This is a genomic window from Mucilaginibacter sp. P2_A5, assembly GCF_056404995.1.
Genome location: NZ_JBFUCY010000002.1, coordinates 334,498 through 350,193, shown reverse-complemented (window position 1 = coordinate 350,193; position 15,696 = coordinate 334,498). Strand labels below are relative to the sequence as shown.

Sequence of the window (15,696 nt, the reverse complement as noted above, 5' to 3'; positions counted from 1 at the left end):
GCGGCTAACGGGTATCTATAGCAAACTTTTCTTCTTTACCTGCCACCGGCGTCATCCCTTTAATGTCCCGGCGTTTAATTAATGAGTTGAGTTGGCCGGCCGTCACCAATTGCCGGCCGTTTAAAGCGATGATATCCTTCTCCGAATTTATTTTAATCCACCCTGTTTTATCAACAATATATAACCCGGTATCTATGTGCAGCAATACCTTTTGATTTCCCGCTTTGGCGGCGGCCAGCTTATTATAAAAGGCTCTTTCATCGCGCACTTTAGCAAAACCGGCATACACATTGTCGTAATCCAAATCGCCATGTTGCAACGATGAAAACGAAGCCGCGCAGCCGCGAACTTTTTTAAGTCCAAAATAAAACAGGCCCTTGGTGTCACCCGGCTGGTCGGCCCAATTTTCATGCTGATGAAAAGTTACAAACCCTCGCTTTACAATTTTCAACCTGAAATTTAACGGCCCGCTTTGTTTATAAATAAGCTGGATTTTGTAATAGCCTTTTGCATTGCTGGTTCCCAAAACTTTGTTTTGAGCGTCATAAATGGCAGCTCCGTTAACCGGTAAAAGTGTTTGCGCATCTACCACCAGGCCGGCAATGTCAATGTTTCTTACCTGCGCTATTGTTTTAAACGCAAACATAAAAAAGGCAAGCGTCAGCAGGCAAGCGCACCATGCATATTTTGAAATGGCTGTTTTATTCATCGTGTTGTTTAATCAACATCTTCTCAGCATATGATTTATGCCGTAAATGCTTGTAAAGCTTTCTCAATCCTACTAATCGTTTCTTCCTTTCCCAACAAAGCTGCGATATCAAACACATGCGGGCCAAATTTACCACCAACCAGCATAATGCGGAACGGTAACATAACATCGCCAACTTTCAGTGCCTTTTCTTCGGCAAGGGCTTTAAACTTAATTTCAAAGTCATGTGCTTCGATACCGGTTTCGGCAGTTAATAAGCCAATAACCGCGTTAAAAAAATCCGTTTTGGCGTCAGTCCATTTTGGTTTTACGGCGTTAAGGTCGTATTCTTCCGGCTGCTCAAAAAAGTAGCCCGCCTGCTGATAAAAATCAGGCAGCACAACGCAGCGGTCTTTTACAAGGTTAATTACTGTTTCCAGTTTAGCATCATCGGTAACAACGATGCCTTTATCCTCCAAAACCGCTTTGACTTTCGGCTTTAAGCTTTCAGCTTTCAGCCTTTTAATCCACTCAGCATTGAACCATTTGGCTTTTTCAAAATCAAATTTAGCGCCGGCTTTGCTCACGCGGTCTATCGAAAATTTGTCAACCAGTTCGTCCAGTGTAAATAGTTCCTGGCCGGTACCATCGTTCCAGCCAAGGGTAGCCAGCAGGTTTAAAAAAGCCTCGGGCAAAAAGCCAAGCTCCCTGAAGCCGGGTGTCAGTTCACCTGTTTTGGCATCAAACCAGCTCATGGCGTATACCGGGAAACCCAGGCGGGCACCATCGCGTTTGCTTAGCTTGCCATGGCCATCCGGTTTTAATATCAGCGGTAAATGGGCCCACTGCGGCATATCGGCTTTCCAGCCTAAATACTCCCAAAGCAGCAAATGCACCGGGGCAGACGGCAGCCACTCTTCGCCGCGAAAAGCGTGCGAAATTTTCATCAGGTAATCATCAACCACAACCGCGAGGTGGTAGGTTGGCATGCCATCGGCTTTCAATAGTACCTTGTCATCAACCAGGTTGGTTTCAAAGCTTACATGTCCGCGAATCATATCGGTAAAACCTACCGTTTCATCCGCCGGCATTTTTATGCGGATAACATGCGGAGTGTGTGCATCTAACAGTGCATCAACCTCGTGCTGCGGCAACGATACAGAATTTCGCAATGTTTGGCGGTACGCCTGCCCGTACTGAAAGTTGGGAATCTCTTTGCGGTTTTTGTCCAGCTCTTCGGCGGTATCAAAAGCATAATAAGCGTGGCCCTGCATTACAAGGCGTTCGGCGTATTCGCGATAAATGGCTTTGCGCTCGCTTTGGCGGTAAGGGGCATAATGGCCGCCGGCAACCGGGCTTTCGTCTGGTTCAAGGCCACACCATTTAAGGCAATCTAAAATATATTCTTCGGCGCCTTCAACATATCGGGTTTGGTCGGTGTCTTCAATTCTCAAAACAAAATCGCCGTGGTGCTTTTTGGCAAACAAATAATTAAACAACACGGTGCGTACGCCACCCAGGTGCAAACCACCTGTAGGGCTCGGTGCAAAACGGACTCTTACTTTTTTATCGGTCATGATGGGGGCAAAGATAGGTTGAAAAAGCTTATAGTTCATGGATCATAGTTCATGGTTTTTCCGCTTTTGACATTCAATCGTGAACTATGATCCATGAACTATGAACCCTAACCAACAAAAATTATATTTTACAACGCAATTTTACGTTATTTGAACCGTGGCCAGCATGAACCCGTATCAGCAAAAAAAAAGGTGGAAGTATTTACTGCTCGCGTTCGCGACTGTTATTGCCAGTGGTTCTTTATTTTACACCAGTTACCTGGTTAAAAATATAGCCCGGTCTGAGCGTACCCGTGCGCAGGTTTGGGCCATGAGCATGCGGCAGATCCTGAACTCGGACGATAACGACTTTTTGAAATATACCATAGCCGTTCGGGATAGCCTGGTGGTGCCTGCCATTGTTACCGATGCCAAGGGCGATATCCGTTTATCGCGCGGCCTGGATACCACCAAAACATATATCGACCTGCCATCTCCCGGTAAAAAGTATGATCTGCAGTATTTTAAAGACGAGCTGGAATACATGAAAAAGCAGCACGAACCTATCAGGCTGCAAATATTGGGCGAAGAAAACTTTGTTTATTATAAAGATTCGCCGCTGTTAACACAGCTCAAGATTTTTCCATATGTACAACTATCTGTTATCGCGGTCTTTTTATTGATGGCTTATACCGCATTCAGCTCGTCACGTAAGTCGGAGCAGGACCAGGTTTGGGTAGGGCTGGCCAAAGAAACCGCCCACCAATTGGGTACCCCAATATCGTCGCTGATGGCCTGGATTGAGCTGATGAAAGAGAAGTTTAATGCCGAGGATGATGTGCTGGTGGCCGAAATGGAAAATGATGTAAGGCGCCTGGAAATTGTAGCTGACCGGTTCTCCAAGATCGGCTCGAAACCTGTTCTGGAAGAACATGGCGTATATGCTGTGGTTAAAGACTTCGTTGATTATTTTAGAGTCCGCGTAAGTAAAAATATCACTTTTGAAATGAGCGGAAACCCGCACCTGAAGGCTGGCCTTAATATCCCTTTATTTGACTGGGTGATTGAAAACCTGCTAAAAAATGCCGTTAACGCCATTGAAGGCAAAGGCACTATTAAAGTAGAAATTAGCGGCAACAAAGTAAAAAACCAGGTATTTATTGATGTAACCGATACCGGTAAAGGCATCCCCCGCTCTAAGTTCGACACCGTATTTCAACCGGGTTACACCACCCGTAAACGAGGTTGGGGCCTGGGACTGTCGCTCACCAAAAGGATGATAGATAACTACCATAACGGGCAAATATTTGTAAAAGACTCGGAACTGGGCAAGGGCACAACTTTTAGGATCGTATTAAAAAACACACGCAATGATAAGCAGACCAAACAGCGATGAATATTCGCCCTTCGCAGCCGGTTATGTAGGGCTGGTACCCGATGAAAATGTGATTGAAAAGCTTGAACAGCTAATGGCATCAAGCTATCAGTTGTTTAGCGGCCTGACCGAAGAACAGGGCGCCTACGCCTATGCCCCCGGCAAATGGACAGTTAAACAAGCGCTTGGCCACATGATAGATACCGAGCGTACTTTTGCCTACCGTGCCCTGGTCTTCTCGCGAAACCACATTGAGCTGCCGGGTTTTGACCAAGATATTTACGTAGACAATAACGATGTAAGTAACGTGAGTGTTAAAGATATGGCCGAAGAGTTTAAAGCCACCCGCTTATCAAACATCTACATGATTAAAGCGCTAAGCGATGAGCAATTACTTCGTGACGGTATTGCCAGCAGCAGCCGTTTTACTGTGCGGGCGTTTGTATATATGCTGGCCGGACACGAGTTGCATCATTTGAATATTTTCAGGGATAGGTACGGGATTGGGTAACCTTGCTTAGGGTGGTAAAATCAGTGAAATTCCGAAGGAGGAATGACATTCAAAAATAAAAGACTGTCATGCTGAGGTACGAAGCATCTATTCGCGAACTTTTCTATCGGTAATGCACAGCAGATAGATCCTTCGTACCTCAGGATGACAGGAAAATTGGATATATTATGGGGCGGCACGAAACAATCTCCACGCCTGGTAAAACGAATAAATAGTTCGATAAATATCCTAAAGAGACTGCTTCGGCCTCGCAATGACGGTGAGGTTATAGAACGTCGATAAATCAGCCTCTACCCCTCGTTCCTTTTCAAAATAAAGGCCATCAGGTCGGTAATCGGTTGCTTAATGATTTTGCCTGTTTTCACGCCATGCGAATGGCAAAGCGTTTCGAGCTCTTCTTTAAAAAAGTAAGCTATCGATCCTACAAAATGGCATTTGTATTTATGGTATTCGGGGTACGATTTGATATTGGTTTCTATAAATTCCAGCAGGCCCCGCTCCAATATCTCCTGCCCGTAAGGGGTTGCTTTTATCTCACTTACAAATTTTGAAAACGAAGCCAGGTAAGTATTGCTGTTAGGCTTTTGGTATACGTTTTTGATAACGATATCTTTATTGAGGTGATAGGCGTTTTCAAACTTCCCGTTGATTTCGACAGGCATGCGGCCATACAAAAAATCGGTAATCAGGGTTTTGCCAAACCATGTACCTGATCCCTCATCACCTAAAACATAGCCTAAGCCGTGCTGGCCCTCAAAAATTTCTTCCCCGTCAAAAAACGAAATGTTTGATCCGGTGCCCATTACACAACAAATTCCTTTTTCGTGGCCGCAGGTTGCATAAGCACAACCCAAAAGGTCGCTATCAACAGATACATAAGCTTTAGGAAAATACTGACTGATGGCATTGGAAACTATTTCATGCCTGTCTGGACTGGAACAGCCGGCACCAAAAAAATAGATCTCTTCTATTGCATCCCCATAAGCCAGCATTGCAGGCGCCTGGTCGGCAATTATTTTGGCTATTTCTTTTTCGCCCAAAAAGTACGGGTTTAGCCCCGCTGTTTTAAATGATACCGGTTGCTGTTGAGGAATGTGTAGTAACCAGTCTGTTTTTGACGATCCGCTATCGGCTACTAAAATCATGCACTAAGTTCTTCAAGGGCCTTTAAAGTTAATGGCTTATGGATAAACTGGGTAATATATTTGTTATTGGCTGATTGTTTCATGTCAACAGGGTCGAGCGACGATGACAGCATGAATATTTTGATGTTTTTTTTATCAATATCCAACAAATCAAACTCCTTTAAAAATTCAAAACCGCTCATTGTGGGCATCCGGATATCAAGGAAAATTACATCCGGCTTAACAATACCAAACCTCAGGGAATCAATCGCCTCTGTTGGCGATTGGCGCACAACTATCGTTTCGGCAAAGTTACTTGCCTCCAAAACCTTGCGCGTAACAAAGTTGTCGATGTAGTTATCATCAATCAACAGACAGGTTTTGTAGGGATTGGACATGTTTTCAAATATATGTGTTTTTATATTTAAAATAAAATAATCCGGCTACTGAATATTTATACTGCTTGTTATCTGTTTTAGGGTGATTTCTGCTTGTTTTGACTGATACTGGGCCGCAAAAAAAGTTGATTGCGCGGCAAGATAGTTGCGTTGCGCCTCGCGGATCTCGAGCGGGGTGATATTGCCCAACTTATATTTTTCGAGCGAGATGTCGAGGTTCTTCTTGGCTATCACCACATTAGCCTGCCCTAAAGCCATCAGATCCAGGCCCGACAGGTATGATGCATACAAGCTATTTACCTGCGCTTCGATATTAAGCTGTGCTTGTTTAGCGCTAATGTTGGCATTATCTATCTGGATTTTGGCGTTCCGTTCCCTGCGGGTTTGATTAAAGCCATCAAAAATATTAATGGTTGCAGTAAGCCCATAATTTAACCCATGCTGGTTTTGCTGCAAGGTAAAACCAGCCGGCGTTTTATTATCACTAAAAGTATATCCTGTTGTAACGGCCACCTGCGGATAGCGGGTTGATTTTACCTGCTTAAGATTAATTTCGGCCAGGCGGCGGTTTAACTGGGCGGATAATATTGTTGGATTTTGCGATTGCACGCTGCTTAAAATATTGCCCAGCAACAATTTGTCATCAACCACAATGGTATCGGCAACAGAAAAATCGGTTTGCAAATCGCGGATGAGGATTTGGTTAAGCTGAATTTTGGTTGTTTTAAAAAACTGGTATTGGGTAACCAGGTTTGCTGTATCGGTGTTTAAGTTTACCTGCGCATTTAAAACATCAAGTCTTGAAGCCCGCCCTACATGAAATTTATCGTTGGCATAACGCAGCTGGGTGCGCGAAATATCTATTGCGCCTTTAAGCGCCTTTATCTGCTCGTTTTGGCTGATGAGGTCATAATAAGTGGTAATCACGCTGGCCACGGTGCGCTGAATGGTATCCTGCAAACGCAATGCGCCCAACTGGTCAAGTTGTTTCAACTGGTCATATGTGGCAAACATGTTAAAGCCGTCAAAAATTGTCCAGTTAAGGGCAACACCGTAATTAATGCCCGTGTTGGAAGCGTTGTGGATATTATTGACCGAACCATCCGAACGGGTTTGCTTGGTAGTTAGCCGGCTGTTGGTTGACGCAAAATTACCGTTAACCTTTGGCAAAACGCCGGCATTGCCCAATGTGACGTTATTGGCCGCGATGGTTTTGTTATTTTGTGAAAGCTTTATATTGTAGTTGTTTTTTAACGCTATTTCCACCGCTTCTTTTAACGTAAGCATCGGGGCATCCTGCGCCCGGGTGTACATCCGCAGCAGGATGCAGCAAAAAACCAGGAAAGCTGTTTTTTTAATGATCATATCGCTTAAAGGTTTTCAATCAGTTTTATTTCTTTTTTTTCTGGCGCTGTTTCTTCCTCCGGCTCTTCTTCAGGGTCGCGGCGGGTTTTTGATGCGAAAATCACGTACATTAACGGGATAATATAAAGTGTTAATACCAGCGAGAACAACATCCCGCCCATAATTACAATACCCAATGATACCCTGCTTTTTGCGCCGGCGCCCAAGGCGAATGCAATTGGCACCGAGCCTAATACCACTGCCAAACTGGTCATTAATATTGGGCGCAGGCGGGCCGTGGCGGCTTCAATGGCGGCCTCATATTTGGCTACGCCATGCTCCATGCGCTGGTTGGCAAACTCCACAATCAGGATCCCGTTTTTGGTTACCAGCCCAACCAGGGTGATGATCCCTATCTCGCTAAAAATATTCAGCGTTTGGTTAAACAGCCATAATGATAAAAACGCCCCCGCAATAGCCAGCGGTACCGTAAGCATCACGATGAATGGATCCATAAAACTTTCAAACTGGGCTGCCAAAACCAGGTATATCAATAAAAGGGCAAAGCCAAAGGCAAACAAGATATTTGATGATCCTTCGGCATAATCCCGCGAGGGGCCGCTAAGGGCAGTACTGAATGTCTCGTCGAGCAGGCTTTTGGAAATCCGGTCCATCTCGGCAATACCATCGCCAACCGTTTTACCCGGGGCCAAACCCGCCTGTACTGTCGCCGATTTGTAGCGGTTAAAGTGATAAATAGCCGGCGGGGTAGCTCCCTCCGTTATTTTTACCACGTTATCCAATTGTACCAGGTTGCCTTTGGTACTCCGCACATATACCGACTTCAGGTCAAGCGGCTGATCGCGGTTGGCCCTGTCAACCTGGGCTATTACCTGGTATTGTTTGCCATTGATAAGGAAGTAATCTAACCGGCCGGCACTGTAATACAACTGCAGGGTTTGCGCTATATCATCTACCGACACCCCCAAATCCCTTGCCCTGTCGCGGTCGGTTACCACCCTCAATTCGGGCTTGGTAAATTTAAGGTTCACATCCGTTCCCTGGAAAACGGGGCTTCGGGATACCTCGGCAAAAAACCGCGGCAGCACTTTTCTTATCTTCTCAAAATCCTGGTTTTGTATAACATACTGTACCGGCAACGATGTGCGTGCTCCGCTGCCACCTCCGCTTATGGTTTGCTCCTGCACCACAATGGCGCGGGCATCGGGCATTTTGCTTAGCTTTTTGTTCATCCAGTCGGCCAGTTGCTGCTGGGTACGGGTACGTTGGTCTGGCGGCACTAAGCCTACCCGGCCAAAACCTGTGTTTGCCGCACCGCCGCCGCCAAATGAAGGTGAAACGATTTCGAGGTTGATGTTGGCTTCGGGGATAGAATCGGCCACCATGTTAGATACCTTGTCCATATACCGGGTCATGTATTCGTAAGTGGCTCCTTCTGATCCGGTTACGCTGTAACGCAATAAACTTCTGTCGTCAAGCGGGGCCAGTTCTGATGGGATAACTTTCACCAATACCCCAATAATAAGCAACGATACCGCCAGGATCACAAATGATACCCACCGCACTTTCATAAACTTAACCAGGGTTTCGGTATAGGAAGTGGTCATGTTCACAAAAAACGGCTCGGTTTTTTCGTAAAACCTCGATTTCTTATTGTTCTTGCGAATCAGCTTTACATTCAGCATCGGTGTTAACGATAGCGATACAAAAGCCGATATCAATACCGCCCCCGCCACAACCACCGCAAACTCGCGGAATAACCGGCCTGTAAAGCCCTGCAAAAACACAATGGGTAAAAACACAGCCGCCAAAGTAACCGAAGTTGATACTACCGCGAAGAAGATCTCGGCCGAGCCTTCAAAGGCCGCTTTACGGATTGCCATGCCTGCCTCTACTTTTTTATAGATGTTTTCTGTTACCACAATACCATCATCAACCACCAGCCCAGTAGCCAGCACGATACCCAGCAGGGTTAAAATATTGATAGAAAAGCCAAACACATACATGATAAAAAAAGCACCGATTAATGATACCGGGATATCTATCAGCGGACGAAATGCTATGAGCCAATCGCGGAAGAAGAGGTAAATAATAATAACCACCAGCACAAAGGAAATAATTAAGGTTTCCTGCACCTCGGTGATAGACTGATTGATGAACCGCGTATTATCCAAAGCCACCTTTACCTTAATATCAGGGGGCAAATCTTTTTGGATCTGTTTTAACCGTACATAAAAATCTTTGGCAATTTGCACATAGTTGGCCCCGGGCTGCGGCACTATGGCCAGGCCTACCATGGGCACGCCCGATTCCTTAAATATCGTTTCCTCGTTTGCCGAGCCTAAAACAGCGTAACCGATATCGCTCAGGTGAATAACCCTGCTGCTATCGGCACGAATGATCAGGTTGTTAAAATCTTTTTCGGTTGATAGCTTACCAAGCGCCCTGATGGTTACTTCGGTATTATTACCTTCAATTTTACCGGCTGGTAATTCAACATTTTCTTTGGCTAACGCGGCTCCGATATCTGTAGCCGTTAATCCGAGCGCCGATAATTTGTTAGGATCTATCCATAAGCGCATGGCGTACTGCCGCTGGCCCTGAATATTGATGGTACTTACACCGGGGATGGTTTGCAAACCTTCCTGTAATACGTTTTCGGCATAATCATCCAACTGGTTAATGTTACGTTTGTCGCTGCTTACCGTCAGGGTGATGATCTGGTCGGCGCTGGCATCGGCCTTGGTAACTACCGGCGGTGCATTAATATCCTGTGGCAGCTGGCGCTGTGCCTGCGATACTTTATCGCGCACATCATTAGCTGCAGTTTCTAAATCGGCATCCAGGTCAAACTCTACTGTAATATTGCTTGATCCGACAGAACTGGTTGACGAAATATTGCGGATACCCGGCACCCCGTTGATTGATTTTTCCAACGGCTCGGTTATCTGCGATTCGATTACATCGGCGTTTGCTCCGGAGTAACTGGTAGACACCGAAATAATTGGCGGATCAACTGAAGGGAAATCCCTCACCCCTAAAAACTTATAGCCGATAATGCCAAACACAACAATAACTACCGACATTACTGTTGCCAATACCGGCCGTTTTATACTTACCGAGGATAAACTCATGGCGTTACTTTATTACTTTAATAATTTTTAAAGGAACCTTCGCCCTCATCTGTATCAGGCCCGAAACCACTACACTGTCGCCAGGCTTTAAACCATCAATAACCTGTATCCTGGTATCTGTCCGCATATCGGTTTTTACTGGTCTTGCTACAGCGATGCCGTTATGGGCAACATATACAATACTGCTTTTCAGATCAGGTATAACGGCTTCCGTTGGTAACAGGATAGTTTTGGGGATCTGGTCGAGCGTTAAATTAATTTTGGCAAAACTGCCCGCGGTTAACAAGCCTTTGGGGTTTGGTGCCTTCGCCCGTACGGTAATAGTGCGCGAGTTTACATCAATAGATGGCTCGATGGCGTAAACCGTTCCCGTAAAGTTTTCCCTCGAGCTTTCGGTTTTAAACCTTATCTTACTGCCTGCGCCAAGTATGGTAAGGTACCGTTCAGGAACCGAAAATGTTATTTTTGCCGGATCGATATTTACCAGTTGGGCGATAGGCGACGCCGGCGACAGATAGCTGCCGGGGCTCACATTCCTCAAACCTATAGTGCCCGAAAACGGCGCCCGAATTTCGGTACGGCTTATCTGTGCTTTAATTACATCGGCTGCTGCCTTTAACGAGTTTAATGAAGTTAACGAAGTATCATACTCTTCCTGGCTTATGGCTTCTTTTTGCAGTAGTACCTTATTACGGTACTCAACCTGTTTGGCCAGTGTTACCTGGTATTGGTTTTGGGCCAATGATGCTTCTAAATCCTGGTTGTATACCTTAACCAGTAACTGGCCTTTTTGCACCTTGCTGCCTTCATTAAAATAAATACCGGTGATATTGCCTGCCGTCTGGCTTACCAAACTTACTTTTTCGTTGGCATCAATGCTGCCGGTTACATCAATAATATTGTTTACTGTGGTATCCTTCACAATCATGATGTTAACGTTTACCGGGCCGTTCTTTTTCTTGCCGCTTTTGCCGCCGGCCTGTGCGGCCGCGCTTTCCTTGGCGCTTTTGCTAAAGAATTTGTTGTAAACCAAATAAGCAACCAGCAGGGCCAGCGCGGTATAAATGATATATTTCGTTTTCATATTTAATCAACAATCATTTCGTGATCTTTAAATTGGGTTCGGTTGTAGAGGGCTTTATGTTTAGCTGCATTTTTTGCAGTACGCTTTCAAATATTTTCATTTCATGCGCCGAAATTCCTTTAGTGATATCGGCGTTGATGTGCTTAAAGGTTTCTACTATTTGCGGCACGGCTTCCTTTGCCTTTTCGGTAACCCGGAGTAAATGCTCGCGGCGGTCGTTAGGATTGCTTTCGCGGTAAACAAAGCCCTTCGCGGTAAGCATATTAATAATGCTCACCATTGCCGATTTGTCTTTATCCAGTATTTGCGCCAGCGCGTTTTGGGTAAGCTGCCCATCGTGGTAATATATAAGTGATAGAATAAAATGGTACCTGGTGACATCCAGGTGGGCGGTGTGCTTTGCCAGTACATTCAGGTATAACTTGCCTAAACGTATCAGTTTCCGGGATATGGGTTCTATTAGCTGCATTTTAAATAAGCGGCAGCAAACATACTGAGCCACCGTGTTAATTAGTTGCATGTATCAACCATTTTACAAGTGTAAAACAGTCCGATATTTTAAAAAACTATAATTTTTATAACTTGCACGCATGAAACCAATTAAGCTGACCGCAACTGTATCATTAATTTTACTTTTTATGAATGTAAACGCCATTAAGGCGCAACCCAAAACAAATATATCGTACACCATTTCGTTCCCTGAAGCCCAGGCCCATTACGCCGAAATAGAGATGAGCATCACCGGCCTTAAGCAAACCACGCTCGACCTGAAAATGCCCGTTTGGACACCCGGATCATACCTCGTCAGGGAGTTTGCCAAAAATATCGAGGGCTTCAGCGCCAGCATCAATGGCAAAACAGTAGCCTCGCCTAAAATCAATAAAAATACCTGGCGTATTGCTACAAAGGGAGCGGCATCTGTTACTATTAAATACCGCGTTTATGCCAACGAACAATCTGTACGTACCAGCTATATTGATGTAACACACGCTTTCCTGTCAACAACAGGCATCTTTATTTACCCCGCCAGTATGCTGCATTCGCCGGCAACCATCACCATAACACCCTATAGCGACTGGGCTAAAGTTTCTACCAGTTTAGAGATGGTTAACGGGAACCCTTTTGTACGTTATTCGCCCAATTTTGACATCTTGTTCGATTCGCCTATCGAAGTAGGCAACCAGGATATTTTTGGCTTTGATGTTGACGGCGTTAAATACGAAATATGTATGTACGGCGGCGGCAACTATGATAAGGAGCGCATAAAAAAAGACCTGCATGCCATTATTCAGCAGGAAGCAGCCATATTTGGCGAAAACCCCAATAAGCATTACACCTTTATTATTCATAATCACTTACGTGGCGGAGGCGGTATAGAGCATCTTGGGTCGACCGTTTTAGGCATTGGCCGCGATAATTATGGCAGCGAAAAAGGTTACCAGGGCTTTTTGGGCCTGGCCGCACATGAACATTTCCATCTTTGGAATGTAAAACGTTTGCGCCCGATAGCATTAGGGCCTTTTGATTACGATAATGAAAATTATACCACCAATCTTTGGATTGCCGAGGGCTTTACCGAATATTACCAGGAGATAGCCATTCGGCGCACCAAGATTTATCCGCCGGAAAATTACCTGGACCAGATAGCCAACGAGTTTAATATATTGGAAAACCTGCCCGGAAAAAACGTGCAAACCGTAGCCGAATCGAGCTTTGATGCCTGGATAAAAGGTTACCGCCCTAACGAAAACTCCAACAATACCACCATTTCCTATTACACCAAAGGCGCTATTGTTGGGATGATGCTTGACCTGGAAATCATTAATAGCTCAGGCCAAAAGCATAATCTTGATGATGCAATGAAGTATATGTATGTTACTTATTACAAAACCAAAAAACGTGGTTATACCGATGCCGAGTTTAAAAAGGGCCTTGAAATGTTTGCCGGTAAAAAGCTGGATGACTTTTACAAAAAATACATCAACGGCCTCGATCCTGTTGATTATAACAAATACCTGGGCTACGCCGGCTACAAAATAGTTGATGAACTGGCCGATAGCGATGACGCCGCCCTGGGCATTACCACCGGCACAACTGCGGCCAAAAAAGTAATGGTTACCAGTGTAACCCGTGGCACCGCGGCCTATATAGATGGAATTAACGTTGGCGACGAAATAACCGCAATTGACGACAACCCTATATCCGACGGCTCCAACCTGATAACCGGCAAAAAAACCGGCGATAAAATACAGGTAACCGTTAACCGCGACGGGCAGTCTGTTACCCTGCCGGTAACGTTGCTGAAAAGCAACAGGGTGAAATATAAAATAGTATCTGTTGACAACCCGTCGGCGCAGCAATTGGCAGTGCGGGCTAAGTGGCTGAGCCTGTAAATTCCGTAGGAGATTATTGAAAGCCCCGGGATATCGGGGCTTTTTTGATTATCCCTAACTGGAATTACATATTAAAATAACTAAATTTGTTTATGGAAACAATTGTTGTACATCCCGAAAACAAAGAACAATCTGCAGCAATCAAGGCATTTTTAAAAGCACTCAAAATCAATTTCGAAAAACATGACAAGGACACCTACAATCCAGCGTTTGTAGAACAAGTACTGGAAGGTGTAGCTGCAAGAAAAGCTGGAAAAAAAGGTGTTAGAATCGATACCGATAATCTATGGAAATAGATTTATATGAAAAAGCCATAAGGGATTTTGAATACTGGAAAAAGTCAGGCAACAAGGCTGTTCAAAAAAAGATCCAACAGATATTGGACGATATGAAAACTCATCCCTATGAGGGTATCGGCAAACCTGAACCCCTTAAATATAAACTTACCGGCAGATGGTCCAGGCGTATAAACTCCGAACATAGAATAATATACGACGTAACGGATGATATTATAAACATCTATTCTCTTCGTGGACATTACGAATGACCCATTAATTCTCTATCTCCGACGACCGCCTCCCCGTTTTTATTTGGTAATTAAAAATCTTCCCGATACTTAATTAATCGTTTTTGTAATATGCTTATTCCCGCCTAAGTTATATTTTTATACCCTATGCCATCACCCGCCGCATTAAAAAAGATAAGGCCCATACAGCTTATTGCTGTTATCTTCTTTACCGTATCCGGCGGACCTTATGGGTTAGAGAATTTATTGACTTACGCGGGTGACCATGCAGCATTGATCATACTGCTTATTACCCCGCTTTTGTGGGATGTACCCGCCATATTAACCGTGCTGGAATTAAACAGTATGATGCCCGTTAACGGCGGTTATTATAAATGGGTAAAATATGCACTCGGCACCCGTTGGGGGTTTTATGAAGGCTGGTGGACCTGGCTTTATACATTTGTGGACCTGGCTATTTACCCCGTGTTGTTTGTAATGTATGCCTCTTTTTTTTATCCCGAACTCGCTCAATACAAAATACCGGTTTGCTTACTCGTTATCTGGGCATCTGCAGGGTTAAATATATTGGGTATAGTGCCGGTGGGCAAGGTGAGTTTATTTTTAAGCGCAGTTGTTTTAGCTCCGGTGATTATTGTAATAGTGCTGGCTTTTCATCAGCATAACGGTCCGATGTCAATTCCTGCACCGTCTTTTAAGGGGCTTACGTTTCCATCATTCGGGATGGCCCTATATACGGTGATGTGGAACTGCCTGGGTTGGGATAACGTAACCACCTATGCCAGTGAAGTTGAGCGCCCTGTGCGTTCATACATACTATCAATGGCTATTGCCTTTGTGCTGGTTATGGTAGTTTACTTTTTTATTACCTGGGCGGCACAGCAATCGGGCATAGGTCATGCCAAATTCAGCAACGAGGGGATGCCCGCATTGGGCGTACTGGTAGCCGGGCAGTGGCTTGGTGTTATTGTAGCCATCGGCGGCATGGCGAGTTCGTTAGGCATTTATGCCGCGGTATTGCTATCGGTATCGCGGGTACCCCATGTAATGGCCGAAGATAAATTGCTGCCGCACGGCATTAGCCGTTTGCATAAAAAATTCCAAACACCATATGTGTCTATTATTATTTGTTCGCTGGTGGTAAGTTTCATGATATTATGGAAACTGGGCGAGTTGTTTATTATCGACGTTACCGTGTATGGGGCGGGCCTTTCGTTAGAATATATTTCACTTGTTAAGCTACGACTAAAAGAGCCTGATAGAGCAAGGCCATTCAAAATCCCACTGGGTGTTACCGGGCTTTGTTTGCTTTTGACGTTACCGGTCTTGGTATATATAATAGCCCTCGCCGGAACATTTTCTTCAGAAGATGATTCTGCAAAGGCATCCATATTCGCTATCATCGCCTTGCTAAGCGCCGAAGTTGCCTGGCAGCGTATTGCCTTTTTTGCATGGTTAAAAAGCTGGTATAAAAGAAACCGGTTGTAAAAGCCCCGGGGCTTTTGCTTTGTAAAGATGTCGTTAAGCCACAGGTGGCGGCTT

General features: G+C 44.9%; 14 protein-coding genes. 6 read left to right on the top strand and 8 right to left on the bottom strand.

Translation table 11 applies throughout. The features are described from left to right. Positions 1–4: 4 nt before the first annotated feature. Positions 5–709: a peptidase associated/transthyretin-like domain-containing protein gene (locus AC1DXF_RS03075; protein WP_477445999.1), complete on the bottom strand. Its 705-nt coding sequence runs from the start codon at positions 707–709 to the stop codon at positions 5–7. Positions 710–744: 35 nt separating this feature from the next. Next, a complete protein-coding gene (gene gltX, locus AC1DXF_RS03070; protein WP_477445997.1) occupies positions 745–2,265 on the bottom strand; it encodes a glutamate--tRNA ligase in 1,521 nt (506 codons plus the stop codon). Positions 2,266–2,431: 166 nt separating this feature from the next. Between gltX and AC1DXF_RS03065 the strand changes: the two genes are divergently transcribed. After that, positions 2,432–3,640, top strand: a complete 1,209-nt coding sequence (locus AC1DXF_RS03065) for a sensor histidine kinase (RefSeq protein ID WP_477445995.1) — start codon at positions 2,432–2,434, stop codon at positions 3,638–3,640. Next, positions 3,615–4,130, top strand: coding sequence for a DinB family protein (locus AC1DXF_RS03060; protein WP_477445993.1), 516 nt, complete (start codon positions 3,615–3,617; stop codon positions 4,128–4,130). The genes AC1DXF_RS03065 and AC1DXF_RS03060 overlap by 26 nt, the downstream gene beginning before the upstream one ends. Positions 4,131–4,420: 290 nt before the next feature. On the opposite strand, the gene AC1DXF_RS03055 is transcribed toward AC1DXF_RS03060, so the two are convergent. From AC1DXF_RS03055 to AC1DXF_RS03030, 6 genes are read right to left on the bottom strand one after another with little or no spacing between them, the layout of a single operon-like run. After that, complete coding sequence (locus AC1DXF_RS03055; protein ID WP_477445991.1) at positions 4,421–5,275, bottom strand: N-acetylglucosamine kinase; 855 nt, start codon at positions 5,273–5,275, stop codon at positions 4,421–4,423. Beyond that, the gene (locus AC1DXF_RS03050) at positions 5,272–5,652 is read right to left on the bottom strand and encodes a response regulator (RefSeq protein ID WP_477445989.1); all 381 of its coding nucleotides are present in this window, start codon (positions 5,650–5,652) and stop codon (positions 5,272–5,274) included. Before AC1DXF_RS03050 ends, AC1DXF_RS03055 begins: the two co-directional genes overlap by 4 nt. A 45-nt stretch (positions 5,653–5,697) precedes the next feature. Then, a complete protein-coding gene (locus tag AC1DXF_RS03045; protein ID WP_477445987.1) occupies positions 5,698–7,017 on the bottom strand; it encodes a TolC family protein in 1,320 nt (439 codons plus the stop codon). Positions 7,018–7,022: 5 nt separating this feature from the next. Beyond that, complete coding sequence (locus AC1DXF_RS03040) at positions 7,023–10,151, bottom strand: efflux RND transporter permease subunit (protein WP_477445985.1); 3,129 nt, start codon at positions 10,149–10,151, stop codon at positions 7,023–7,025. 4 nt (positions 10,152–10,155) lie between these two features. Then, positions 10,156–11,235 (bottom strand): efflux RND transporter periplasmic adaptor subunit, encoded by a 1,080-nt coding sequence (locus AC1DXF_RS03035; RefSeq protein WP_477445983.1) that lies wholly within the window; start codon positions 11,233–11,235, stop codon positions 10,156–10,158. Between the two features lie 13 nt (positions 11,236–11,248). Beyond that, the gene (locus AC1DXF_RS03030; protein ID WP_477445981.1) at positions 11,249–11,704 is read right to left on the bottom strand and encodes a MarR family winged helix-turn-helix transcriptional regulator; all 456 of its coding nucleotides are present in this window, start codon (positions 11,702–11,704) and stop codon (positions 11,249–11,251) included. A 121-nt stretch (positions 11,705–11,825) separates the two neighbouring features. Here AC1DXF_RS03030 and AC1DXF_RS03025 point away from each other — a divergent pair, with 121 nt between their 5' ends. The 4 genes from AC1DXF_RS03025 (at position 11,826) to AC1DXF_RS03010 (ending at position 15,642) form a co-directional block, all read left to right on the top strand. Next, complete coding sequence (locus AC1DXF_RS03025; protein ID WP_477445979.1) at positions 11,826–13,628, top strand: M61 family metallopeptidase; 1,803 nt, start codon at positions 11,826–11,828, stop codon at positions 13,626–13,628. A gap of 92 nt (positions 13,629–13,720) precedes the next feature. Next, positions 13,721–13,924, top strand: a complete 204-nt coding sequence (locus AC1DXF_RS03020; protein ID WP_477445977.1) for a DUF2683 family protein — start codon at positions 13,721–13,723, stop codon at positions 13,922–13,924. Further along, on the top strand, positions 13,915–14,175 hold the full coding sequence (locus AC1DXF_RS03015) for a Txe/YoeB family addiction module toxin (RefSeq protein ID WP_477445975.1): 261 nt from the start codon (positions 13,915–13,917) through the stop codon (positions 14,173–14,175). The genes AC1DXF_RS03020 and AC1DXF_RS03015 overlap by 10 nt, the downstream gene beginning before the upstream one ends. A gap of 126 nt (positions 14,176–14,301) precedes the next feature. Next, on the top strand, positions 14,302–15,642 hold the full coding sequence (locus tag AC1DXF_RS03010) for an APC family permease (protein ID WP_477445973.1): 1,341 nt from the start codon (positions 14,302–14,304) through the stop codon (positions 15,640–15,642). Positions 15,643–15,696: the final 54 nt, after the last annotated feature.